Annotated in this window: 21 protein-coding genes; 17 read left to right on the top strand and 4 right to left on the bottom strand. The window is 71.0% G+C overall.

Annotated elements, in window-relative coordinates; all coding sequences use genetic code 11:
* Window positions 1–96: 96 nt before the first annotated feature.
* The 5 genes from OHT51_RS15955 (at window position 97) to OHT51_RS15935 (ending at window position 4,716) form a co-directional block, all read left to right on the top strand.
* Window positions 97–1,173 (top strand): sugar kinase, encoded by a 1,077-nt coding sequence (locus OHT51_RS15955; RefSeq protein ID WP_328879611.1) that lies wholly within the window; start codon window positions 97–99, stop codon window positions 1,171–1,173.
* Window positions 1,170–1,946 (top strand): IclR family transcriptional regulator, encoded by a 777-nt coding sequence (locus OHT51_RS15950; RefSeq protein WP_328879610.1) that lies wholly within the window; start codon window positions 1,170–1,172, stop codon window positions 1,944–1,946. Before OHT51_RS15955 ends, OHT51_RS15950 begins: the two co-directional genes overlap by 4 nt.
* A gap of 11 nt (window positions 1,947–1,957) precedes the next feature.
* Window positions 1,958–2,368, top strand: a complete 411-nt coding sequence (locus tag OHT51_RS15945; protein WP_328879609.1) for a RidA family protein — start codon at window positions 1,958–1,960, stop codon at window positions 2,366–2,368.
* A gap of 126 nt (window positions 2,369–2,494) precedes the next feature.
* Window positions 2,495–3,973 carry a GntP family permease gene (locus OHT51_RS15940; RefSeq protein ID WP_328884333.1) on the top strand — a complete coding sequence of 493 codons (1,479 nt, stop codon included), beginning with the start codon at window positions 2,495–2,497 and terminating at the stop codon, window positions 3,971–3,973.
* Between the two features lie 137 nt (window positions 3,974–4,110).
* Entirely contained in the window at window positions 4,111–4,716 is a 606-nt protein-coding gene (locus OHT51_RS15935; protein ID WP_328879608.1) for a hypothetical protein, read from the top strand.
* Here OHT51_RS15935 and OHT51_RS15930 read toward each other — a convergent pair whose 3' ends face one another.
* Window positions 4,717–6,066 (bottom strand): M14 family metallopeptidase, encoded by a 1,350-nt coding sequence (locus tag OHT51_RS15930; RefSeq protein WP_328879607.1) that lies wholly within the window; start codon window positions 6,064–6,066, stop codon window positions 4,717–4,719.
* 382 nt (window positions 6,067–6,448) lie between these two features.
* Between OHT51_RS15930 and OHT51_RS15925 the strand changes: the two genes are divergently transcribed.
* From OHT51_RS15925 to OHT51_RS15910, 4 genes are all read left to right on the top strand, one after another.
* Window positions 6,449–8,836: an ATP-binding protein gene (locus OHT51_RS15925; protein WP_328879606.1), complete on the top strand. Its 2,388-nt coding sequence runs from the start codon at window positions 6,449–6,451 to the stop codon at window positions 8,834–8,836.
* A gap of 78 nt (window positions 8,837–8,914) precedes the next feature.
* The gene (locus OHT51_RS15920) at window positions 8,915–9,829 is read left to right on the top strand and encodes an MEDS domain-containing protein (protein WP_328879605.1); all 915 of its coding nucleotides are present in this window, start codon (window positions 8,915–8,917) and stop codon (window positions 9,827–9,829) included.
* A gap of 98 nt (window positions 9,830–9,927) precedes the next feature.
* Window positions 9,928–10,386, top strand: a complete 459-nt coding sequence (locus OHT51_RS15915; protein ID WP_328879604.1) for an ATP-binding protein — start codon at window positions 9,928–9,930, stop codon at window positions 10,384–10,386.
* Window positions 10,387–10,452: 66 nt separating this feature from the next.
* The gene (locus OHT51_RS15910; protein WP_328879603.1) at window positions 10,453–11,772 is read left to right on the top strand and encodes an Nramp family divalent metal transporter; all 1,320 of its coding nucleotides are present in this window, start codon (window positions 10,453–10,455) and stop codon (window positions 11,770–11,772) included.
* On the opposite strand, the gene OHT51_RS15905 is transcribed toward OHT51_RS15910, so the two are convergent.
* On the bottom strand, window positions 11,769–13,019 hold the full coding sequence (locus tag OHT51_RS15905) for a hypothetical protein (RefSeq protein WP_328879602.1): 1,251 nt from the start codon (window positions 13,017–13,019) through the stop codon (window positions 11,769–11,771). The two genes, OHT51_RS15910 and OHT51_RS15905, sit on opposite strands and share 4 nt — an antisense overlap.
* 60 nt (window positions 13,020–13,079) lie before the next feature.
* The gene (locus tag OHT51_RS15900; RefSeq protein ID WP_328879601.1) at window positions 13,080–13,595 is read right to left on the bottom strand and encodes a SigE family RNA polymerase sigma factor; all 516 of its coding nucleotides are present in this window, start codon (window positions 13,593–13,595) and stop codon (window positions 13,080–13,082) included.
* Between the two features lie 134 nt (window positions 13,596–13,729).
* On the opposite strand from OHT51_RS15900, the gene OHT51_RS15895 reads away from it, so the two are divergent.
* Window positions 13,730–14,146, top strand: a complete 417-nt coding sequence (locus tag OHT51_RS15895) for a hypothetical protein (protein ID WP_328879600.1) — start codon at window positions 13,730–13,732, stop codon at window positions 14,144–14,146.
* Window positions 14,147–14,161: 15 nt separating this feature from the next.
* Here the strand turns inward: OHT51_RS15895 and OHT51_RS15890 are convergent, their stop codons facing one another.
* Window positions 14,162–15,844 carry a chitinase gene (locus tag OHT51_RS15890; protein WP_328879599.1) on the bottom strand — a complete coding sequence of 561 codons (1,683 nt, stop codon included), beginning with the start codon at window positions 15,842–15,844 and terminating at the stop codon, window positions 14,162–14,164.
* A 275-nt stretch (window positions 15,845–16,119) separates the two neighbouring features.
* Here OHT51_RS15890 and OHT51_RS15885 point away from each other — a divergent pair, with 275 nt between their 5' ends.
* From OHT51_RS15885 to OHT51_RS15855, 7 genes are all read left to right on the top strand, one after another.
* On the top strand, window positions 16,120–16,929 hold the full coding sequence (locus OHT51_RS15885) for a hypothetical protein (protein WP_328884332.1): 810 nt from the start codon (window positions 16,120–16,122) through the stop codon (window positions 16,927–16,929).
* 88 nt (window positions 16,930–17,017) lie between these two features.
* Complete coding sequence (gene cpaB / locus OHT51_RS15880) at window positions 17,018–17,725, top strand: Flp pilus assembly protein CpaB (RefSeq protein WP_328879598.1); 708 nt, start codon at window positions 17,018–17,020, stop codon at window positions 17,723–17,725.
* Window positions 17,726–17,734: 9 nt separating this feature from the next.
* Window positions 17,735–18,997, top strand: coding sequence for an AAA family ATPase (locus OHT51_RS15875; RefSeq protein ID WP_328879597.1), 1,263 nt, complete (start codon window positions 17,735–17,737; stop codon window positions 18,995–18,997).
* Between the two features lie 65 nt (window positions 18,998–19,062).
* A complete protein-coding gene (locus OHT51_RS15870) occupies window positions 19,063–19,383 on the top strand; it encodes a pilus assembly protein (RefSeq protein WP_328884331.1) in 321 nt (106 codons plus the stop codon).
* A 1-nt stretch (window position 19,384) separates the two neighbouring features.
* Window positions 19,385–19,756 (top strand): TadE/TadG family type IV pilus assembly protein, encoded by a 372-nt coding sequence (locus tag OHT51_RS15865; protein WP_328879596.1) that lies wholly within the window; start codon window positions 19,385–19,387, stop codon window positions 19,754–19,756.
* A 12-nt stretch (window positions 19,757–19,768) separates the two neighbouring features.
* Window positions 19,769–21,106 (top strand): CpaF family protein, encoded by a 1,338-nt coding sequence (locus OHT51_RS15860; protein WP_328879595.1) that lies wholly within the window; start codon window positions 19,769–19,771, stop codon window positions 21,104–21,106.
* A gap of 10 nt (window positions 21,107–21,116) precedes the next feature.
* The gene (locus OHT51_RS15855; protein ID WP_328879594.1) at window positions 21,117–22,061 is read left to right on the top strand and encodes a type II secretion system F family protein; all 945 of its coding nucleotides are present in this window, start codon (window positions 21,117–21,119) and stop codon (window positions 22,059–22,061) included.
* The last annotated feature ends 4 nt before the right edge of the window (window positions 22,062–22,065 follow it).

The following is a 22,065-nucleotide window of genomic DNA, read 5'->3' as shown; positions in this document are numbered from 1 at the left end:
CCATTGCGTATATCGCTTACCGCTGTCTAACATCTCGGCGAACCGCGGGTCAACGATGTCCGCGTCCCACGCAACCGCCGAGGAGCTACGACGATCGTGACTGTCACCGGACCCTGCAATGCCCTCGACGTCGTGGACGTTGTCGCGCTCGGCGAGTCCATGGTCACGTTCCTGCCGACGCGGCCGGGGCGCCTCGCCGACGTGCCGTCGTTCGAGCGGGCGATCGGGGGCGCGGAGTCGAACGTCGCGTGCGGGCTCGCCGCCGCGGGGCATGCCGCGCGGTGGGTCAGCCGGGTCGGCGCCGACGGGTTCGGCGACCATCTCGTCGAGGCGATCCGGGAGTACGGCGTCGACGTCTCGGCCGTGCGCCGGGACCCGGTGCGTCCGACGGGCGTGTACTTCCGCACCGCGGGCGACCGGGCCACGGACGCGCACGAGGTGGCGTACTACCGGGCGGGCTCCGCGGCCTCCGCGATGTCCGCGGCGAACGTGGACCTCGCGGCGGTGCGGGCCGGACGGGTGCTGCACCTGTCGGGAATCACGGCGGCACTGTCGGACGCCTGCCTCGCCCTGCTGAGGGAACTCGTCGCCGGCCGGCCCGCCGACGGCCCCCTCGTCTCCTTCGACGTCAACTACCGCCCGGGCCTGTGGCACACCAGCGACGGCCCCCACGTCCTCCTGGACCTGGCCCGCACCTGCGACGTGGTCTTCGTGGGCACCGACGAGGCAGAGGCGGCCTGGGGCGTCACCGGCGGCCCGGAGGCAATCCGCGCACTGCTGCCGGAGCCGAGCGTCCTGGTCGTGAAGGACGGGGCGCGGGGGGCGACGGCGTTCGAGCGCGCGGCGGTGAACGCGGCGCGGTCCGAGTCGACGACCACCTTCGTGCCCGCCCTCCACGTCGACGTCGTCGCGGCGGTCGGTGCCGGTGACGCCTTCGCTGCCGGGTTCCTCTCCGGGACGCTGCGGGGGCTCGGCGTTCGGGAGCGGTTGCGGCACGGGCACCTGATGGCTGCCGCCGCGCTCACCGTGCCCGGGGACCTCGCCGCACCGCCCTCCCGGGACCACGCCGACCGGCTGGTGGCCCTGGAGGACGTCGAGTGGGAGAAACTGCGACTCGGCCCCGGCTGGACGCAAGCCACTGAGCGGGCCGTCGAGGAGGTACGTACGCCATGAGCCAGACCGTCGACCGTGCGCTCAGCATCCTGCCGCTGCTCGCCGAGGGTCCCGCCGACCTCGGTCAGGTCGCCGACCGGCTGGGGGTGCACAAGTCCACCGCGCTGCGGCTGCTGCGCACCCTGCACGAGCACGGCCTCGTCTACCGCCAGTCCGACCAGCGCTACCGCCTCGGCGCCCGCCTCATCGCCCTCGCGCAGGAGGCCATGGAGAACCTCGACATCCGCGAGATCGCCCACCCCCACCTGGCCCGTCTCAACGAGCAGTGCGGGCACACCGTCCACCTCGCCGTGTACGAGGAGGACGAGGTGCTGTACATCGACAAGGTCGAGAGCCGGTACCCGGTGCGCATGTACTCGCGGATCGGCAAGCCCGTCGCCATCACCGTCGCCGCCGTGGCGAAGCTGCTGCTCGCCGACCGGCCCGAGCACGAGCGCCGTGCCCTCGCGGAGAAGCTCGACTACCCCATGTACACGGCCCGTTCCACCCCCAACGCCCCGGCCTTCCTGCGGGAGTTGGAAAAGGTGCGCGAACAGGGCTGGGCCACCGACCTCGGTGGCCACGAGGAGTCCATCAACTGCGTCGCCGCACCGATCCGCGGCGCCGACGGCCGTGTCGTCGCCGCGATGTCGGTCTCCGCGCCGAACGTCGTCGTCACCGCCGACGAACTCCTCACCCTCCTCCCGCTGGTGCGCCGTACGGCGGACGGCATCAGCGGCGAGTACTCCGGCAGAAACCCCGTGCACCCGGCAGCCCCCCGGCAAGGACCGTAAGGAAACCCCGCATGACCGAGAAGATCGCACTCACCCCGAAGACCCACACCACCCCGCCCGCGAAGTTCTCGCACGGCGTCAAGAAGGGGAACATCCTCCAGGTCGCCGGGCAGGTCGGATTCCTCCCCGCGGTCGAGGGCCAGGCCCCGACGCCCGCAGGCCCCACCCTGCGCGAGCAGACCCTCCAGACCCTCGCCAACGTCAAGGCGATCCTGGAGGAGGGCGGCGCCTCCTGGGACGACGTGATGATGATCCGCGTCTATCTGACGGACGTGGACCACTTCGCCGAGATGAACGAGATCTACAACACCTACTTCAAGGAGCAGGGCCTGACCCAGCCGCCCGCCGCCCGCACGACGGTGTACGTCGGCCTGCCGGCGGGGCTGCTCATCGAGATCGACGCGCTGGCCGTACTCGGCTGACGCCCGAAACACCTCCCGCACGCCGCACAACGGCATGGCGTCCGTCATCCCCCAGGGACGCCATGCCGCGATCCTCCCTGCCCGAAAGCAGTATGTACTTACCCAGAGGACCCCCAATTGTCCCCGATATCCTTCCCCCTGGCCGCAGCGGCCCCCGCCGAGACACCACCCCACACCGGCGGCCTGCTCCTCCTCATCGACGGCACGGCCGGACTGCTCACCGTCGCCGCCATCGGTATCGCGCTCCTGCTCTTCCTGATCATCAAGACGCGCCTGCAGCCCTTCGTGGCGCTTCTCGCCGTCTCCATAGCCGTCGGCCTGATGGCGGGTCTGTCGGTCACCGAACTCTTCGGCACCGTCCAGCGGTCGGACGCCGTGTCCACCATCGAGTCCGGCATGGGCGGCATCCTCGGCCATGTCGCGATCATCATCGGCCTGGGCACCATGCTCGGCGCGATCCTCGAAGTCAGCGGCGGCGCAGAGGTGCTGGCGTCCCGTCTGCTCAACCTCTTCGGCGAGAAACGAGCCCCCCTCGCCATGGGCCTCACCGGCCTGATCTTCGGCATACCGGTCTTCTTCGACGTCGGCATCTTCGTGCTCGCGCCGATCGTGTACGCCGCCGCCAAGCGCTCCGGGAAGTCCATCCTTCTCTACTGCCTGCCGCTGCTGGCCGGCCTGTCGATGACCCACGCCTTCCTGCCCCCGCACCCCGGTCCGGTCGCGGCGGCCGGTCTGCTCCACGTCCAGCTGGGCTGGGTCCTCCTCATGGGCATCATCTGCGGCATCCCGGCGGTGGTGGCCGCGTGGGTGTTCTCGGCCTGGATCGGCAAGCGCATCTTCGTCGCCGTGCCGCAGGACATGGTCGAGGCGGCGGCCGAGGCGAAGCAGGCGGTCATCGACGAGCAGCGTGCGTCCGGGGTCGAGCCCCGGGAGACGCCCGTACCGCTCGGCACCGTCCTCGGCATCATCGGTACGCCGCTGGTGCTGATCCTGGCCGCCACGTTCTCCTCGATCGCCATGGACCCCTCCACCACCCGCTCGGTGATCGAGTTCTTCGGCAACCCGTTCGTGGCCCTGACGATCGCCCTGCTCCTGGCCTACTACCTGCTGGGCATCCGCCGCGGCTGGTCCCGCAAGTCCCTGGAGACGGTGTCGACTTCCTCGCTCAAGCCGGTCGGCAACATCCTCCTGGTCGTCGGCGCGGGCGGTGTCTTCGGCGCCGTCCTCAAGGCCAGCGGCGTCGCCCAGGCACTCTCCGACACCTTCAACGACGTCGGCCTCCCCGTGCTCGTCCTGGCCTACCTGATCTCGCTGGTCCTGCGGGTGGCCCAGGGTTCGGCAACGGTCGCGATCGTCACGACGGCCGGCATCGTCGCCCCCCTGCTCACCGAGGGCGATCACTCCCAGCCCTTCGTCGCCCTCGTCATCATGGCCATCTCGGCCGGCTCGATCTTCGCCTCCCACGTCAACGACGGAGGCTTCTGGATCGTCGCCAAGTACTTCGGCATCACCGAGCGGGACACGTTGAAGACGTGGACGGTGCTGGAGAGTGTGCTGTCGGTCGCCGGGTTCGTGGTGGCGGCGGTGCTGAGTCTGTTCGTCTAGCGGGGCGTTCGCCCGGCGGTGCGGACAAGTCGGCGGCCCCTGCTGCGCTGGTGGGGGCCGCTCGCATGTGAATCTTCCGGTAACGATGCGGGGGCTGGTTGCGCGGGACACAGGGTTGTCGACCATACTGCTCCGCTGTGGAGCAGCGCATAGGTTCAGGCAGCCAGCCCCTGGAAGGCGCCGGGTTCGACCCGGCCTTCATCCCCGGGCTCACGTCACCCGCGTCCGCCAAGCCGGAAGGCGTGAAGGAGAAGGACGCGGCCGAGGAGGCCGCTTCCGGCGTGGCGGACTCCGAGGAGACGGAAGCCGAGGTGAGGGACCCCAAGGAGACGGATCCCGAAGCCGCCGACGAGGACGAGGCGGGCGTCGACGACAGGGCCGAAGAGGCCGACGAGGACGCCCCTGTCGACGGACCCGTCTTCGAGGCCGCCGACCGCCGGGCCCGCATCGTCGTCGACCACAAGGGCGTACGGCTCTCCCTGGACGACCAGAAGTGCGAGTTCCACTGGGACGAGATCGGCGCGATCGAGACGGAGACCCCGCGCTTCGGGAAGCGATACACCGTCACGGTGCACACTCCTGACCGCCGCTGGTACCCGATCGAGATCGAGGCGACGGCCAGGAGCCGCTTCAAGGAGTGGGACGAGCAGCTGGACGCGGTCCTCGACGCCTACTTCGAAGACGGGGACGCCGAGGATGCTGACGTCAAGGATGCGGACGTCGAGGAAGCCGACGCCAAGTAGCTAGCTGCAGTACTGGGCTTCCTTCCCGATCGACCGGTACATGCAGTCGGCGTTCTCCAGCAGCTGCAGCACCGCGTCCCGGTTCCGGGACGTCTCCCGCTCGATGACCTCGTCGGGCGGGTAGAAGCCGCCGCCACCGGAGCGCGGGTACATCTCGAAGGTGTACGCGAAGATCTTCTGGTTGCCCCACAGCCAGTCGTCGATCGACCCGTCCGTGATGTACAGGTCACTGGCCTGCTCGGCCGTATAGCCGTTGCTGGCCGCCATCTTCTGCCCGACGGCCGCGAACGCGTTCCGGTCGTCGGCCGTCATCCCGGTCGTGGTGTCGGAGTACGTGTACCCGAACGGCCACAGCACCAGCTCGCTGTACGTGTGGAAGTCGACCCCGGCCTTGATCTGCTGCACGCCGCCGACGACCCGGCTGCGCACGAAGTTGGCGACGACCTTGACCTCCGGCGCCGATTCGGCGGACGCGCCCCGGTAGGTGTCCGAGGACGCCGACCCCGACGAACCGCCGCAGCAGCCCCACCGGTAGGCCCAGTTCCGGTTGAGGTCGGTTCCGACCGCCGACGAGCCCGAGTTGGGCTGCCGGTTCTTGCGCCACGACCGGTACGAGCCGGTGGCGATGTCGTACTCGCCGCCGTCCGGGTTGAGGTCGGGCACGATCCAGATCTCGCGGTTGTTCACCATGCTGGTGACCCGGGAGTCGCTGCCGTAGTCGGACGTCAGCTCGCGCAGCAGGTAGAGCGCCATCTCGACGGTGAGGTGCTCACGGGCGTGCTGATGGTGCGTGAAGAGCACCTCGGGCTCGGCCTCGTCGCTCGCCACGTTGTCGCTGATCTTGATGGCGACGATGTTCCGGCCCTGGTAGGAGGTGCCGATGACACGCTGGCTCGCGATCGAGGGGTTGGCCGAGACCAGCGAGTTGATCTCGCTCGTCATCTCCGCGTAGTTGTGATAGCGCGAGTCGCCGGACGGGAAGTCGTACAGGCGGACGTCGTCCTCGCCTGCGGACCGGTCGGGGACCGCGCCGAGCGGGGTGACGTCGTAGCCGAGCGACTTCAGCTTCTTGATCTGGTCCGCCCGGCCGGAGACTACGACGCCGTGGGAATCGGCCTCGTCCACGGTCACGCCGGCCTGCTGAAGTGCCGTGCGGTCCTTGGCGGTGGAGTGGATGTGGACCTCGTACTGCCGGATGTCGTCGGCCGTGGGGGCCGGCTTGGCGTCGCTGTCGGCGTTGGCGGACACGTTCGCCGACAGGGGAGCGGCGAGTGCGAGGGCGAGCAGTGCGGCGAGAGCGGCGGAACGTCTGCCGCTGCGGCCGCCTGAGCCGCGGATGCGAAGTCGCATGAATTCTCCTTGTGGGAGTGGGGGTGGGGTTCAGTGCGACGTACGGACGTTGTGCGGGTGGGGCGTCGCTCATCGTCCGGCGGTGGCATGGACAGGTCAAGGGTGACACTCCGGTTGGCGGCGTGAACCACCCGAAAATCAGCCGCGCAGTGTACGCGGGCCGGTTGGGCCCGGAGTGGTCCCGCGCGAAGTCCACCCGGCGGTGTGATCCGGGTGTGCGTGCGGGCTCGGGGGCGGGGGAGGGTGAGGTTCCGCGCAAGGGGGGAGCGGCGGGAGCGGCGGCATGGCGGGGACCGGCGCACCCGCCGGCTCCCCGACTCCCTTGCCGTCGACTCCCGGACTCCCCGGTTCCCTTCGACACCCCCCACAGGAACGGCTGATCATGAGCGGATCAGCGCCACGACGGGATCACCATCTGCCGGTCGAGACGACCAGCTTCGTCGACCGGCGCGGCGATCTCGCGGCCGGCCGCGAGCTGCTGGCCAGGACCCGGCTGGTCACGCTCACCGGGCCCGGCGGCGTCGGCAAGACCCGCCTCGCCGCACGGATCGCGGCCGGAGTGCGGCGCACCTTCCCGGACGGCGTGCGCGTCGTGCACCTCTCCGGCCTGGACGACCCGGCGCTCGTCCCGCTCGCCGCCGACGCGCTCGACCTGCACGACCACTCCGCGCAGCCGCCGCTCCTCGCGCTGGTGGAACAGCTGAGGGACCGTCGGCTGCTCCTGCTCGTCGACAACTGCGAGCACCTGCTGCCGGCCTGCGCCGAACTCGCCGCGGCGCTGCTGCACGGCACGACCGGCGTACGGATCCTCGCCACCAGCCGCCACCGCCTCGGCCTCACCGAGGAACACCTCCTGGAGGTACGCCCCCTGCCGGTCCCCGACCCGGACGGCGACCTGTCCTCGTCCGAGGGCTGCCCGGCCCTGGCCCTCTTCGCCGACCGGGCCGCCGCAGTGGTCCCCGGCTTCCGCCTGACCGCCGCCAACCGCGGGGCCGTCGCGCGCCTCTGCCGCCGCCTCGACGGCCTCCCCCTCGCCATCGAACTCGCCGCCGTCCGCATGCGCGTCCTCGACGTCGACCAGCTCCTGGACCGCCTCGACGACCGCTACCGCCTCCTCACCGGCGGCAGCCCCACGGCCCTGCCCCGCCACCAGACCCTGCGGGCAGCGGTCGACTGGAGCCACGAACTGTGCACCGCGCGGGAGCAGTTGGTGTGGGCGCGGCTGTCGGTCCTGGCGGGGAGTTTCGATCTGGAGACCGCGGAGGTGGTGTGTGCGCAGGAGGAGGCCTCCCCGGAGGAGGCGTCCGTAACGTCCGTGGCGGCGCTGCGGAGTGACGACGTCCTCGACGCCGTCGCAGGCCTCGTCGACAAGTCCGTACTGTCCCGCGAGTCCGGCCCGGACGGCACCCGCTACCGCCTCCTCGACACCCTCCGCCACTACGGCCTCGACCGCCTGCGCCGAATCCCCGGCGAGGAGCCCGCGGCCCGCCGCCGCCAGCGGGACTGGATGCTGCGGCGCGCCACCGCCTACGAACGGGCCTGGTTCGGCCCGGGCCAGCGCGAGATCGTCGCCCGCCTGCGCGCCGACCAGGACAACCTCCGCGCCGCCCTCGACTTCGGCCTCGCCACCCCGGGCGAACGCCTCACGGGCCTGCGTCTCGCCGGCACCCTGTGGTTCTACTGGCACGCCTGCGGCGCCCCGCGCGAAGGCCGTCACTGGCTCGACCGCGCCCTCGCCGCCAATCCGGAACCGACCCGGGAACGCGCACGCGGCCTGTGGATCGCGGGCCTCCTCGCCGCCGCCACCCACAACCTCACCGCGGGCCTCGCGCTCGCCCGCGACGCCCACGCCCTTGCCCGTGACCTGGACGACGAGGCGGAGGCGGCGCACGCCGAGTACGTCATCGGGGTCATCACCCTGTTCATGGACGACCTGCCGACCGCGCTGAAGCACTTCGAGGCGAGCGTCGTCCGTGGCCCCGTCCCCGGCCAGCACCTCAGCCTGTACGGCCTCGACCAGGTCGAACTCGCCTGCGCGCTGGGCCTCCTGGGCGAGGCCGACCGCGCAGTCGAGGTCTGTGAGCGGGCCCGGCGGATGTGCGAACTGCACGGCGAGGAGTGGGTGCACTCGTATGTCCTGCGGATGCTCGCCCTGGCTCACACCGTGCGGGGCGACTGGCACCGGGCCGAAGGCCACGCCCGCCACGCCCTGCGCCTCAAGCTCGCCGTCCACGACGTCATCGGCATCGCCCTCACCCTTGACCTGCTGGCCCGCGTCGCCATGGAGACGGGCGCCCACGAGCGGGCCGCCGTCCTGCTGGGCGCCGCCGACCACACCTGGGCCGGCATCGACCGCGACCGCTGGGCATCCGCGGCCCTGAAGTCCACCCGCCGCGACAGCGAGACCCGGGCCCGCGAGGAGCTGGGCCCATCCGGCTTCCGTCGGGCGTACGAACGCGGTCTCGGCCTCGACCTCGCGGAGACCGTCGACCACGCCCTGCACGACCGCAGCCGGCCGCTCCGGCCCACCGGGCCCGGCGAGCCGAACCCCGGCCGTCATGGATCCCCCCGGGCCACGACCGGCCTCCGTCTCACCCGCCGCGAGAGCGAGGTCGCCGAACTCGTCGCCCAGGGACTCGCCAACCAGCAGATCGCCGACCGTCTGGTCATCGCCCGCCGCACCGCCGAGGGCCATGTGGAACGCATCCTCGGCAAGCTCGGCTTCAGCAACCGCAGCCAGATCGCGGCCTGGGTGGCGGCCCAACGCTGAGACGCCCGGCCATCGGGCCCCCGGCCCCCTCGTCCCGACAACCAGCCCCGACTGCCAGCCCCGAGGAGAGCGCACCCCATGACCGACCAACCGGCCCCACCCCACGGCCACTTCGACCACCGCATGGCCGTCTTCGCGGCCGACGACGAGTTCCTCGCCACGGCCCTGCCCTTCCTGACCGAGGCCCTCGCCGCCCCCGGCGAACCCCCGCCCGTCGCCATCGCCGCCCCCGGCAACCTGGACCTCCTGCGCGACGCCCTCGGCAGCGACGCCAAGAGCGTCGGCCTCGTCCCGCACACCGAGTGGTACACCGGCTCCGCCGCCAACGCCGTCGCCCAGGGCGCCGGTTACCTCGCGGCGAACGCCGGCCCCGGCGGCCGTATCCATCTGCTCATGGAGCCCGTCTGGGGCGGCCGGGCGGGCCGGTCCCCGCGGGAGACCGCCGAGTGGATCCGCTACGAGGCCCTCGCCAACCTGCTCTTCGCCCCGCTCGCGACGACGGCCCTGTGCGCCTACGACGCCCGCGTCGCGGGACCGGCCATCGTCGCCGCCGCCCGCCGAGCACACCCCGACACCGACGTGTACGAGGACCCGGTCCGGCTCGCCGCCGAACTCGACGCCGTACCGCTGCCACCGCTTCCCGCCGACGCCGAGCGGTTCTCCGGCCCGGCGCCCACGGCCGACGCGGTCCGCGGCTGGGCGGCCGCCCAGGGGCTGAGCGCAGCGGACGCGGAGCTGTTCGCGCTTGCCGTTACCGAGGCGGCCGCCGTGCTCGGCCCGCTCGACGATGCCCTGCTGTGGGGCGACGCCCCGGCATGCGTGTGCGAACTGCGCACGGTCCGCCGCGTGAACGACCCGCTGGCCGGCTTCGTACCGCCGCCGAGCGCGGAACTGGAACCCGGGCAGGGGCTGTGGTTCGCCCGGCAGGTGTGCGCGTACGTGGATGTGCGCGACGAGGGGGAGGGGACGAGCGTACGGCTCCAGTACGGATAGCCGGGCCGGCGGAGCACCCCGGGGGCGACCGGATGCAGGTATGGAATCGGGTATTCCTCCCCGTGTGCGGTACCCCCCGCGCGAGCCACTGTGGAGCCATGCTGCGCCAGTACGGCTCGTTCGGTTCCTATCCCCAACCGCCCCTGGGGGCAGGACACCTGAGCGTCGAGTACGACCCCCGCCCCTCCGTCGTCCGCGAGGCCCGTGCGGAGGTCCGCCGGCAGCTGGAGGGATGGGGGCTCACGAACCTCGACGAGCTAGTCGACGTGGCCGAACTGCTGGTGAGCGAGCTGGCCACGAACGCCGTGCGGCACTCGGCGAGCCGCTTCAGGCTCACCCTGTCCGCCGCGCACGGGATCCTGCGCTGCGAGGTCCGCGACGGCGGCAGCCGCGTTCCGGCCGTGCTGGACGCCGGGGACTCGGAGAGCGGCCGGGGCATGTTCCTCGTGGATGCGCTCTCCCGGCGCTGGGGCTGCCACCAGGACGGACCGGGCAAGACCGTGTGGTTCGAGCTCGGCACCTGCGGGTCGGACGACTGCGGCTCCAAACCCTGGTGAGCACATTGGGTGGAGATCGCGCACGCCCTCTTGTCCCCCCGGCACCTTTGAGATTTCTTGACCCTCATGGCGGACACCACAGGAAACACAGCGGCATCACAGGTCGGCGAGGCGGAATCCCGGCCGCGCAAGTCCAGTTGGCGGTACATCGGCCCCGGCATCGTCGTCGCCGCGACCGGCGTCGGGGCCGGCGACCTGGTCGCCACCCTCATCGCGGGCAGCAACTTCGGCTACACCCTGCTCTGGGCCGCGATCATCGGCTGTCTGGTCAAGATCTCCCTCGCGGAGGCGGCGGGCCGCTGGCACCTGTCCACCGGCCGCACCCTCTTCGACGGCTGGGCGAGCCTGGGCCGCTGGACCACCTGGTTCTTCGCGGTCTACGTCGTGATCTGGGGCTTCGTCTACGGCGCGGCGGCGATGTCGTCGAGTGCGCTGCCGCTGCAGGCGCTGTTCCCGAACGTGATGGACCTCGAATGGTGGGCCATCGCCTGTGGTCTGGTCGGCCTGGTCTTCGTCTGGTTCAACAAGTACTCCGTCTTCGAGAAGGTCATGACGGTCCTGGTCGGCGTCATGTTCGTGGTGACGGTGTACCTGGCGATCCGCGTCACGCCCAACCTCGGCGACGCCTTCGCGGGCCTGCTGCCCGTCCTGCCCGACGAGAAGGACTCGATCCTCAACACCCTCGGCCTCATCGGCGGCGTCGGCGGCACCATCACCCTTGCCGCGTACGGCTACTGGGTCAACGCCAAGGGCTGGACGAACACCGGCTGGATGAAGGTCATGCGGCTGGACAACCGCGTCGCCTACGCCACCACCGGCATCTTCGTCATTTCGATGCTGTTCGTCGGCGCCGAGCTGCTGCACTCCGCGAACATCGCGATCGCCAGCGGCGACAAGGGCCTGATCCAGCTCGGCGACATCCTGGAGGACGAATACGGCACGGCGACGGCCAAGTTCTTCCTGATCGGCTTCTTCGCCACCTCCTTCACCTCCCTCATCGGCGTCTGGCACGGCGTGAGCCTGATGTTCGCGGACTTCGTGTCCCGCTACCGCACCGGTGCGGCCCTCAAGGGCGAGGAGGTCGCCTCGGGCCGGCGGGAGCGCTCCTGGCCCTTCCGCGCCTACCTGCTGTGGCTGACCTTCCCGCCCATCGTCCTGCTCTTCCAGGGTGAGCCCTTCCGCCTGATCATCATCTACGGCGTGCTGGGCGCGGCCTTCCTGCCCTTCCTCGCCGGCACGCTGATCTGGCTCCTCAACTCCTCCCGCACACCGGCCCAGTGGCGCAACGGGCCGCTCAGCAACGCCATGCTGGCCGTCGCGGGCCTGCTGTTCCTGGTGCTGTGCGTGAAGCAGATCTGGGACCAGCCGTGGGCGGACTTCTTCTAACGGAAGTCGTCCCACCGCGGGCTGAGGGCGATCTCCCGTAGCTGCTTCTCGGTCAGGGCGGGGGTCGCGCGGCTCGGGGCGTCGTGCTGGGTCCCGGCGTTGAAGGCGCTGACGGCGACGCGGAAGCCGTCCGTGCGCAGCGTGTCGACGGTCCACATCACGGCGCCCTCGACGCCCTTGTCGCCGCCGCTCGGCCGGAAGGCGACCAAGGTGCCGTCGGGCAGCTCCTCGGCTTCGTCGCCGAAGAGCTCGCCGGCCACGTCTCCCATGCCGTGCTGGACGTCGATCTGGACGTAGCTCCTGCCCTTGCCGTCGTCGACCACGACGTACGAGTAGTCGCTGCCCGTCTCGACGACCTTCGCGTCCTCGGGCAGCAGCGGCACGAGGGTGCCCAGGACCGCCTCGACCGTCGGCTCGGCGGGGGCGCTCGGCGCGGCCGTCGCCGTCGGCTTCTTCGGGTCCTCGGGAATGGAGTCGACGTACCCGCGCCAGACGTCGGCCGTCACCAGCTCCTTCAACCGGTCCGTGGACAGGGGCGGTTCGCTCCTGGTGACCGGCGCGTCCTTCTCGGCGGCCGCGTTCCACTCGCTGACCGCGACGTGCTGTCCGGTCGGGGTGAGCAGGTCGGCCGACCACAGCTTGGTGTCCACCCGCCGGTCGGGATACTCGTAGCCCTGGAACAGCTTGAGCAGGGAGCCGTCCGACAGCCGGGTGGAGACACAACTGTCGTGCGGGACCAGTGCCTTGTCCGGGCAGTCGATCGTCTGCCGGGCCCGGTCGCTGCCGGGCTCGATCCGGCCCAGGCTGACGCCGACGGCCGCGGGCCCCTTGCCGTCGTCGTGGACGAGGCGGACGTACGGCGGCAGCAGGGCGTCCGTGGCGCCCCGCGCCTCCTGCGCGCTGACCTTGCCCTCGGGGAGCAGCTCTTCGAGCGCCGCGACGAGTTCGCGGCCCGTCACGGGAGCGGGGGCCGGCGTGCCGGACGGCTGCTCGGCCACGCTGGAGCTGGACGGCTGGGGGGAGGAAGTGCCACCCCCCGGCAGCAGCAGCGCCCCGCCCACCCCCACCAGGGCGATCCCGGCCGCGCCGCCCGCCACCGCGGCCCGCCGCCTCAGCCGCAGCCGGCGGCCTCGCGCCACACCGGCGGTGACGAGCGCCGTCCGGTCGGTGTCGAAGCGGTCCCCGGCGTCGTGCAGGGCGTGACCGAGACGCCCCTCGAACTGCTCCTCGTCGTGTTCCACGGGCATGGCGAAACCACCGTCTCTCAGGGGTTGGGGTCGGGAAAGGGGGGCGGGAAGGGGGCGTGGTCAGGGAGCCGCGTACTCGCCGAGGTCCTCGCCCAGCAGCTCCCGCAGCCGGCCGAGTGCCCGGGTGCACCGCGTCCGCACCGCCGCGGAACTGGCGTTCAGCGCGTCGGCGGTCTGCTCCACCGACCGGTCCTCCCAGTACCGCAGGACGACCACGGCCCGGTCCTTGGCGGGCAGCCGGGCGAGCGCCTGCAGCAAGGTCAGCCGCAGCGGCAGGTCACCGTGCCCGGCGTCGTCCGCGGGCCGGTCGGGGAACGTGTCCGTGGCGCGCTCGGTGCTGCTGCGCCGGCGCTGGTGGGCGAGGAAGGTGCGGGTGAGGACCGTCTGCGCGTACCCGGCCGGGTTGTCCACCCGCGACACCCGTCCCCAGCGGACGTAGATCCGGCCGAGGGTCTCCTGGACGAGGTCCTCGGCGAGGTGGGTGTCCCCGGCGGTCAGCAGACAGGCGGACCGGTACAGATGCCCGGCCCTGGCCACCGCGAACTCCGCGTACTCGTCCACGCGGGCCTGTCTCATGCCGTCCCCCTGCTGCTGCCTGCCGGCCGTCGGTGAGGCTCTCACTTCACTGATGCGGCGGGGCAGGGAGAATGTTTCACCGCAGCGCCGAGAAGTTCACAGCCAGGGCAAGGACAGGACCGAGGACCCGACGGATGACCGAGCAGCCACCCCCACCGCCCGTACCGGGCTTCGGCCCGCCCCCACCGCAGTACGCGCCGCAGCACCCGCCCGCGCAACCCCCGTACGCCCCGGTCCCGGGCCAACCGGTGCCGCCCCAGCCGGTCCCGGCCGGCCCTGAGTTCCTGGCCGTGGACAAGCGCAACGCGGTCGTCGTCGACGCCTCCGGTGTCGTCTTCGAGATGTCCGGCCTCACGATCGAGTTCCGCTGGCCCGAGATCCGCGGCGTCCACTACAAGGCGAGCCCCGACGGCAAGGCCCTGATGGTCGCGGTGGTCCACATGGACGGCCGGTTCTACGAGTGCGTGGTGGAGGCCAAGCCCAGGACGCGGCTGCAGGAGTGGTTCCCGCAGCTGGCCTGGGTACTTGGCCATTACCGACCGATGGGGTGACGGTGTCCGGCGCTGCTACGGCAGCCCGTGGACGTGCGGCCCCACCGCGTTCGACCAGGCGTTGCCCGCCGTCGCGTCCCAGTTCGTCGACCAGGTCATCGCGCCCCGCAGGTCCGGATACGTCCGCGACGGCTTGAACGAGCCGCAGTTCGTGCCCTTGGCCAGGCAGTCCAGGGCGTTGTTCACCACGGACGGCGCCACGTACCCGCTGCCCGCGCCCCGCGTCGACGCCGGCAGACCCAGACCCACCTGGGACGGGGCCAGGCCGCCCTCCAGCTGGATGCAGGCCAGGGCGGTCAGGAAGTCCACCGAGCCCTGGCTGTAGACCTTGCCGTCGCAGCCCAGCATCGAACCGCTGTTGTAGTACTGCATGTTGACGACCGTGAGGATGTCCTTGATGTTCAGCGCGGTCTGGAAGTACGAGTTCGACGTCGACTGCATGTCGATGGTCTGCGGGGCCATCGTGATGATCAGGGACGAGCCCGCCTTGGCCGACAGCGACCGCAGGGCCTGCGTCATGTAAGTGGCGTTGAGGCCGTTCTCCAGGTCGATGTCGACGCCGTCGAAACCGTACGTCTGCATCAGGGAGTACACGGAGTTCGCGAAGTTCGTCGCCGACGTGGCGTCGTTCACCGCGACCGTGCCGCGCTCGCCGCCCACCGAGACGATGACCTTCTTCCCGGCCGTCTGCTTGGCCCGGATGTCGGCCTTGAACTGGTCGACGGTGTAGCCGCCCAGTCCTGCCGAGTCCAGGTTGAAGGTCACCGCGCCCGGCGTCGAGGTCGCGTCCGCGAAGGCGACGGCGATGATGTCGTACTGGGACTGCACGTCGGCGAGCTTCTGGACCGTGGCGCCGTTGTTGAAGTTCTGCCAGTAGCCGGTCACCGCGTGCTTGGGGAGGGCGGGGCCCGGCCCGGTCGGGTTGTTCGTCGTGCCTGTGACGGCGGCCGACTTCGGTGACTCACCGGCCGCGTTGGTGGCCGTGACCTGGAAGGAGTACGACGTCGAGGCCGCGAGCCCGGTCACGGTCGCTGAGGTGCCGGTGACCGCGGCGACCTTGGTGCCGCTCCGGTAGACGTTGTAGCCGGTCGCCCCCGAGACGGTGTTCCAGGCCAGGGAGACCGACGAGGAGGTCGTGCCCGACACCGAGAGCCCGCTCGGCGCCCCGGGGATCGTCGGCGTGGGGTCGGTGCCCCCGCCGCCGTCGGGGCCGTACACCGACACATCGTCCGCGTAGTACGCGGCCTGTCCGTACCACCCGTGCGTGTAGAGGGTCACGGAGGTCGTCGAGGAGCCGGTGCTGAAGGTGGTCGACAGCTGCTTCCACGACGCCGAGTCCGGCGTCCAGGCCGACACGTCCGTCGTGCCCGTGCCGGTGACGCCGAGGTAGGTGTAGCCGCCCTGCACCCAGGCGCTCAGCGTGTACGTGGAGTTGGGCTTCACGGCCACCGTCTGGCTGCACCGGGCGTTGTCCTGCCCGGCCGGTGTCGCCTTCAGCGCGGTCGAGCCGCCGTGCACCGGTGCGGAGACGGTCGTCCCGCTGTTCGCGGAACACGTCCAGTTGCTCAGGCCGGACTCGAAGCCGGCGTTCTTGGCGTTGTTGACGTCCGCGGCGGACGCGTGACCCGCGCCGATGAAGGTGAGGGAGAGGGCGGAGGCGAGGGCTGCCGCCCACAGACGGGCTCTGTGTATGAACATGTCAACCAAGTTGGTCCAGACCAATCCGGCTGTCAAGGGATTCCGGTCGTGGAGGATTGGGGTGCGTGACCTGCCCCGTTTTGGCGTGAGTTGTGCGAGGTGAGTTCCTTCCCGGCTACAGAAAGGCTGTTCTCCGGTCATCAAGCCGTGGATACAGTGCTGAGATAGTCACGCAATGAAGTCATCTCGGTGCACCGGAGTAACACCCGTGCACCGGACCGGGCGGGAACGGGGAGCTGCGCGTGCCAACTGCCATTGCCGTGACCAGTGCCGACATGGCGCTGCCGGCGCAGGACGAGCGAACCGTGCCCGCCGTCGTGCTCCAGGACCTCGACCGGGAGCCCCTGGAACGGTCGTTGGCGGGCATGCAGACGCTGATCGAGCAGCACGGGCATGTCGTGGTCGTCTGCTCGCAGGCTGTTCCCCGCGGCGTCCAGCAGCGACTGCACACCGTACGGTCCCTGCTGGAGAGCGACCGCATCGCCGTGTTCCGCCCCGAACTGCCCCCGCTCGGACTCGCCGTCCTCGCCCGCCAGTTGCGGCAGCTGGCCTCCTGCGACCTCAGCCCCGGAGTCCTCGCCTCGGCCGGCCGGCTGCTCACCCACTACCTCCACGCCGGAGCCCTCCTCGGCTCCGTCGCCAAGCTGGACCGCGTCCCCGTGGACCTCAAGTCCCACGCCAAGTCCTGGATGCCCGGCAGCCAGTTCGGCGTCCTCGCGCACCCGGCCTCGCACCTCGTCCGCATCGCCCCCGGAGTCACCCTCCCCGGCCCGGAGTTCGGCACCTCGATGCTGGTCGCCCAGGGCCAGCTCCAGTCCGACTGGGTCACCGCCACCCTGGCCAAGTCCTGGAACGCCCAGGGCCTGAGAGAGGTGGTCCTGCCCGCCGAGTCGACGGCCTGGTGGGGGACGCCCAAGCTGATCGAGTTCTGCGCCTTTCTGCCCGAGCTGTCGGTGCTCTACCAGCTCGTCACCTCCGTACGGCAGAACTCCTGTCACTGGTGCGGCATCGACGTCATCGGCGATCGCTGCGTCTTCTGCTCCGCCACCCCGCCCACCCACGAGCAACCGGCCCGCGCGGGCTGACCGGGACAGGCCGTTCACGGCAGCCCGACCCGACCGAACCCACTCCGACCGCACCCGACCGATTCCCCCAATGAGGTTGCACGGTTTCATGAACTCCCGTCAGCGCCGCGGCGTGATACTCCTGCTCCTGTCGATCGTCTGCGCCCTCGGCGCCTTCGCCGGTGTCCTGTCCGTCATCAACGACGTGAAATCCAAGGTCGGGCCGGAGGTCACCGCGTACCGGCTCAAGCGGAACGTGGATCCCTACACCCCGCTCAGCGCGGGCCAGTTCGAGAAGACCGAGATGCCCGAGCGGTGGCTCTCCGACAACGCGGTCACCAACCTCCGCGAGATCCAGGGCAAGATCGCCGTCACCAGACTGCTCGAGGGCTCCCTGCTGCAGAGAGACATGATCGTCGACCAGCCCGCCCTCCAGCAGGGCGAGCAGGAACTCGCCATCATGATCGACGCGGCGACGGGCGTGGCCGGCAAGATCACCTCGGGCTCCACCGTCAACGTCTACGCCACCTTCGAGGGGCAGCGCGACGGCGACCCCGACCAGTCCAAGCTCATCGTCGAGAACGCCCGCGTCATCGACGTGGGCAAGCTGACCTCCCTGCGCCCCGACGCGGACGACCGGGACCGGCAGCCCACCGAGGCCGTCCCGATCACCTTCGCCCTGCGGACCGTCGACGCCCAGCGCATCACGTACGCCGAGTCCTTCGCCGACGAGGTCCGGCTCGCCCTGGTGGCACCCGGCGCCGACTCCGACATCTCCGCGACGGACCGCACCTACGAACTCGCCAAGGACAAGTGAGAGGCCCCCATGCCCACGAGGATCCTCCCGGCCGTCGGCGACGCGGACGCGGTCCGGTCCCTCACGACCCTTCTCAGCCAGCTCCCCGACGCCGAGCCGGTCGCCCCGGTCACCGACTCCACCCAACTCGTCGACACCCTCGCGCGCCTGGCCGCCGAGTCCATCGACGAACTGCCCGAGGTCGTCGTCGTCCACGAGCGCATCGGCCCCGTCCCGGCCCTCGAGCTCATCCGCGAGGTCGCCCTGCGCTTCCCGGCGGTGGGCGTCATCCTCGTGACGTCCGACGCGAGCCCCGGTCTCTTCCAGGCCGCCATGGACTACGGCGCCCGGGGCCTGGTCGCCCTGCCGCTGCACTACGAGGAGCTGGCCAGCCGCGTCCACGCGGTCGCCCAGTGGTCGGTGGGCGTACGGCGGCATCTGGGCGCCGGCGGCGATGTGTTCAGCGGCGTCGGCGGCACCGTCGTGACGGTGAGCGGCGCGAAGGGAGGCGTGGGCGCCACCCTCACCGCCATCCAACTGGCCCTCGCCGCCCAGGCGTCCGGCCGCAGCACCGCCCTGCTCGACATGGACCTCCAGACCGGCGACATCGCCTCCTACCTGGACATCCAGTTCCGCCGCTCGATCGTCGACCTCGCCGCCATCAGCGACATCACGCCCCGCGTGCTGGCGGACGCGGTGTTCCGGCACGACACGGGCGTGGCGCTGCTGCTCGCCCCCGGCGACGGCGAACGCGGCGAGGAGGTCACCGACCGCGCCGCCCGCCATGTCGTCACCGCCCTGCGCTCCCGCTACGAGGTCGTCGTCGTCGACTGCGGCGCCCAGCTGAGCGGTGCGAGCGCGGCAGCCGTGGAGATGGCCGACACGGCCCTCCTCGTCACCACCCCGGACGTGGTCGCGGTGCGCGGCGCCAAGCGCACGGTCCGGATGTGGGACCGCCTCCAGATCCGCAAGGCGGAGGAGACCATGATCGTCGTCAACCGGCACTCGCGCGGTACGGAGATCCAGCCCGCCCTGATCCAGCGGATCACCGGCACGTCGGTCGCGGCCACCGCGATCCCGGCCAACTTCAAGGAACTCCAGGGCGCGGTCGACGCCGGCCGGGTCCACGAGCTGGACAACAGAGGGACGGTCAAGCAGGCCATGTGGGCGCTCGCGGGGGAACTGGGCCTGGTCAAGGGCACCGAGGCAAGCGCGCAGCGCCGGGGTGGCCGGGCGCGGGGCGGGGACCGGGCGGCGCTGACGTTCCGGCGCCGGAAGGAGATCGGGAGGTGAAGGGGCGGGGGGACAAGGGCCGGCTCGGGGACGACCGGGGGCAGGTGAGCGTCGAGTTCCTCGGCATGACTCCGCTGATCATCCTGACGCTGGTGCTGCTGTGGCAGTGCGTGCTGCTGGGGTACACGTTCACGCTCGCTGGGAATGCTGCGGACGAGGCGGCGCGGGCTGCGACGGCGTCGGAGGGGCAGTCGGCCTGCGCGGAAGCAGGGCTGCAACACCTTCCGGATTCATGGCAGGGGGGCGCCACCGTGGAGTGCGACGCGAACGGCGACTTCGTCACCGCCGACGTGAACCTCCAGGTGCCCGTCCTCTTCCCCGGCTCCATCGGCTTCCCGTTCACGGTGGAGGGCCACGCGGGGGCCGTGCAGGAGGAGAAGGACTGAGATGTCGTACCGGCTCTTCCCCCGCCGTGCGGGCCGCGACCGCGGTCAGGTCGCCATCGAGTACCTCGGGTTCATCCCGATCCTGATCCTCGTCGCCATGGCCGGCATCCAGGTCGGGCTCATCGCCTACACCGCCCAGCAGGCCGGTACGGCGGCAAGGGCGGGGGCGCGGGCCGCCTCGCTCGAACCCGGTGCCGCGCAGGAAGGGTGCCAGAACGCGGTCAGCGGCTGGCTCGCCGACGGGACCGACTGCTCGGAGGCGGCCGGCGGCGACGAGGTCACCGTCACGGCCACCGTCGAGATCCCGTCGATCGTCCCCGGCTGGAACTTCGACCCCGCCCAGAAGACCGCGATCATGCCGCTCGACCACTGAACGAGGATCCACATGAGCCTGAGGTCACGCATCAACGCCCCGGAGGAGAACGCCGGCCGGGGCGAGGACGGTCACCTGGTCGCCTCGTACCGGGCCAAGCTCCTGGAGGAGATCGACCTCGCGGAGATGAGCTCGCTGGCAGCGGCCGAGCGCAGGGCGCGCCTGGAACGAGTCCTCGGGCACATCATCAGCCGTGAGGGCCCTGTCCTTTCGACGGTCGAGCGCTCGCAGCTGATCCGCCGAGTCGTCGACGAGGCACTCGGCCTGGGCATCCTGGAACCGCTGCTCGAAGACGCGTCGATCACCGAGATCATGGTGAACGGCCCGGACGCGATCTTCGTCGAACGAGGCGGCCGCGTCGAGCAGTTGCCGCTCCGCTTCCCCTCCCACGACCAGCTGATGCAGACCATCGAGCGGATCGTCTCGACGGTGAACCGGCGCGTCGACGAGTCGAACCCGATGGTGGACGCACGCCTGCCGTCCGGTGAGCGCGTGAACGTCATCATCCCGCCGCTGTCCCTGACCGGCGCGACCCTGACGATCCGCCGCTTCCCCCGCTCCTTCACCCTGCACGAGATGACCGGCCTCGGCTCGCTCGACGAGCCCATGGTGTATCTGCTGGCCGGGCTCGTGCAGGCGAAGTTCAACATCATCGTCTCGGGCGCGACGGGCACCGGCAAGACGACGCTGCTCAACGCGCTGTCGGGCCTGATCCCCGAGTCCGAACGCATCATCACCATCGAGGACTCGGCCGAACTCCAGCTCCAGCAGGGGCACGTCATCCGGCTGGAGTCCCGCCCGCCGAACGTCGAGGGCAAGGGCCAGGTCAGCATCCGGGACCTGGTCCGCAACTCCCTGCGCATGCGCCCCGACCGCATCGTCGTCGGTGAGGTCCGCGGCGGCGAGTCCCTCGACATGCTCCAGGCGATGTCCACCGGCCACGACGGCTCCCTCGCCACCGTCCACGCCAACAGCGCCGAGGACGCCCTGATGCGGCTGAAGACCCTCGCGTCCATGTCCGACGTGTCGGTCCCCTTCGAGGCGCTGCACGACCAGATCAACAGCGCGGTGGACGTGATCATCCAGCTGACCCGGTTCCCGGACGGCGCCCGCAGAATCACCGAGATCGCGATCCTGGACAGCCACGGGGCGGAGCCGTACCGGCTGGCCACGGTGGCCCGCTTCCACGCCCAGCCCATGACGCCGGACGGCCGCGTCCACGGCGCCTTCGCGTACTTCCCCCTCCCGCGCCGCACCGCCGACCGCCTCTACATGGCGAGCCAGCCGATACCCCAGGCCTTCGGCGTCGCCCAGTCCCCGCTCGAGCTCGCCACCCGAGAAGCCAGGTAGGACCCCGCTGATGGACCTCCAGACCCGTATCACGCTCACGACCGGCGTCGCGCTGCTGACCTGCGCCCTGGCCGTGGCGGGCGTACACGTCCACGCCGCCGGCCGGGCCCAGCGCCAGGCCCTGGTCGAGCGTCTGACCTCCGCCGGCCAGATCACCGGAGGCGGGCGCCGGCGCCGCTTCGCCGACCTGGACCGCCGCCTGCGCCGCACGAAGCTGGGCAAACGGCTGGAGCTGCGGCTGGTGGCGACGGGCCTGGACGTCACGCCGGGCGAGTTCTTCGTCTACATGCTGGCGACGGTCGCGGGCCTGTGGCTGGTCGGCCAGGCGACCCTGGCCCCCTTCTTCGGCCCGATCGCGGGCCTGCTGGGCATCTGGGCTGCGTGGCAGTTCCTGAACTGGCAACGCCAGAAGCGCATCGAGCGGTTCATCAACCAACTCCCCGAACTGGCCCGCATCCTGGCGAACGCCGCCCACGCGGGCCTCGCCCTGCGCACCGCCATCGGCCTGGCCGCGGAGGAGCTGGAGGCCCCGGCGGGCGAGGAACTGGCCAAGGTCTCCAACCAGTTGGCGCTGGGCGCCTCGATGGACGACGCCCTCGGCGAGCTCGCGGAACGCCTCCCGTCCCGCGAACTGGTCGTCCTGGTCACCACGCTGGTCCTGTCCAACCGGGCCGGCGGCCAGGTGGTGAGCGCCCTGCGGAACCTGACGGAGACCCTGGAGGAGCGCAAGGAGACGCGACGCGAGGTCCGTACGCAGCTGTCCCAGGTGAGTATGACGTCGTACGCCGTCCCGGCGCTGGGAATCGGGTCGCTGTTCCTGATGAACGGGGTGAAGGACGGGGCCCTGGACCGCATGACGGGCTCCCCGGTGGGCCAGGTGGCGGTGCTGATCGCGTTCGGACTGTATGCCGTGGGCTTCGTCCTGATCCGCCGCCTCTCGCGGATCGACGTCTGAGGCG

The sequence above is a fragment of the Streptomyces sp. NBC_00299 genome, from assembly GCF_036173045.1.
In the GTDB taxonomy this organism is placed as follows: Bacteria; Actinomycetota; Actinomycetes; order Streptomycetales; family Streptomycetaceae; genus Streptomyces; species Streptomyces machairae.
The sequence above is the reverse complement of the archived record's forward strand: the minus strand, read 5'-3'. Positions and strand labels throughout refer to the sequence as shown.

Bases quoted from the DNA above. Each gene is read 5' to 3' on its own strand.
- OHT51_RS15915 (WP_328879604.1), top strand. From the start codon at position 9,928: ATGCTGCGCCAGTACGGCTCGTTCGGTTCCTATCCCCAACCGCCCCTG.
- OHT51_RS15930 (WP_328879607.1), bottom strand. From the start codon at position 6,066: ATGCGACTTCGCATCCGCGGCTCAGGCGGCCGCAGCGGCAGACGTTCC.
- OHT51_RS15885 (WP_328884332.1), top strand. From the start codon at position 16,120: ATGGCGCTGCCGGCGCAGGACGAGCGAACCGTGCCCGCCGTCGTGCTC.
- OHT51_RS15890 (WP_328879599.1), bottom strand. From the start codon at position 15,844: ATGTTCATACACAGAGCCCGTCTGTGGGCGGCAGCCCTCGCCTCCGCC.
- OHT51_RS15870 (WP_328884331.1), top strand. From the start codon at position 19,063: ATGACTCCGCTGATCATCCTGACGCTGGTGCTGCTGTGGCAGTGCGTG.
- OHT51_RS15910 (WP_328879603.1), top strand. From the start codon at position 10,453: ATGGCGGACACCACAGGAAACACAGCGGCATCACAGGTCGGCGAGGCG.
- OHT51_RS15895 (WP_328879600.1), top strand. From the start codon at position 13,730: ATGACCGAGCAGCCACCCCCACCGCCCGTACCGGGCTTCGGCCCGCCC.
- OHT51_RS15905 (WP_328879602.1), bottom strand. From the start codon at position 13,019: ATGCCCGTGGAACACGACGAGGAGCAGTTCGAGGGGCGTCTCGGTCAC.
- OHT51_RS15865 (WP_328879596.1), top strand. From the start codon at position 19,385: ATGTCGTACCGGCTCTTCCCCCGCCGTGCGGGCCGCGACCGCGGTCAG.
- OHT51_RS15925 (WP_328879606.1), top strand. From the start codon at position 6,449: ATGAGCGGATCAGCGCCACGACGGGATCACCATCTGCCGGTCGAGACG.
- OHT51_RS15945 (WP_328879609.1), top strand. From the start codon at position 1,958: ATGACCGAGAAGATCGCACTCACCCCGAAGACCCACACCACCCCGCCC.
- OHT51_RS15950 (WP_328879610.1), top strand. From the start codon at position 1,170: ATGAGCCAGACCGTCGACCGTGCGCTCAGCATCCTGCCGCTGCTCGCC.
- OHT51_RS15855 (WP_328879594.1), top strand. From the start codon at position 21,117: ATGGACCTCCAGACCCGTATCACGCTCACGACCGGCGTCGCGCTGCTG.
- OHT51_RS15860 (WP_328879595.1), top strand. From the start codon at position 19,769: ATGAGCCTGAGGTCACGCATCAACGCCCCGGAGGAGAACGCCGGCCGG.
- OHT51_RS15900 (WP_328879601.1), bottom strand. From the start codon at position 13,595: ATGAGACAGGCCCGCGTGGACGAGTACGCGGAGTTCGCGGTGGCCAGG.
- cpaB (WP_328879598.1), top strand. From the start codon at position 17,018: ATGAACTCCCGTCAGCGCCGCGGCGTGATACTCCTGCTCCTGTCGATC.
- OHT51_RS15875 (WP_328879597.1), top strand. From the start codon at position 17,735: ATGCCCACGAGGATCCTCCCGGCCGTCGGCGACGCGGACGCGGTCCGG.
- OHT51_RS15920 (WP_328879605.1), top strand. From the start codon at position 8,915: ATGACCGACCAACCGGCCCCACCCCACGGCCACTTCGACCACCGCATG.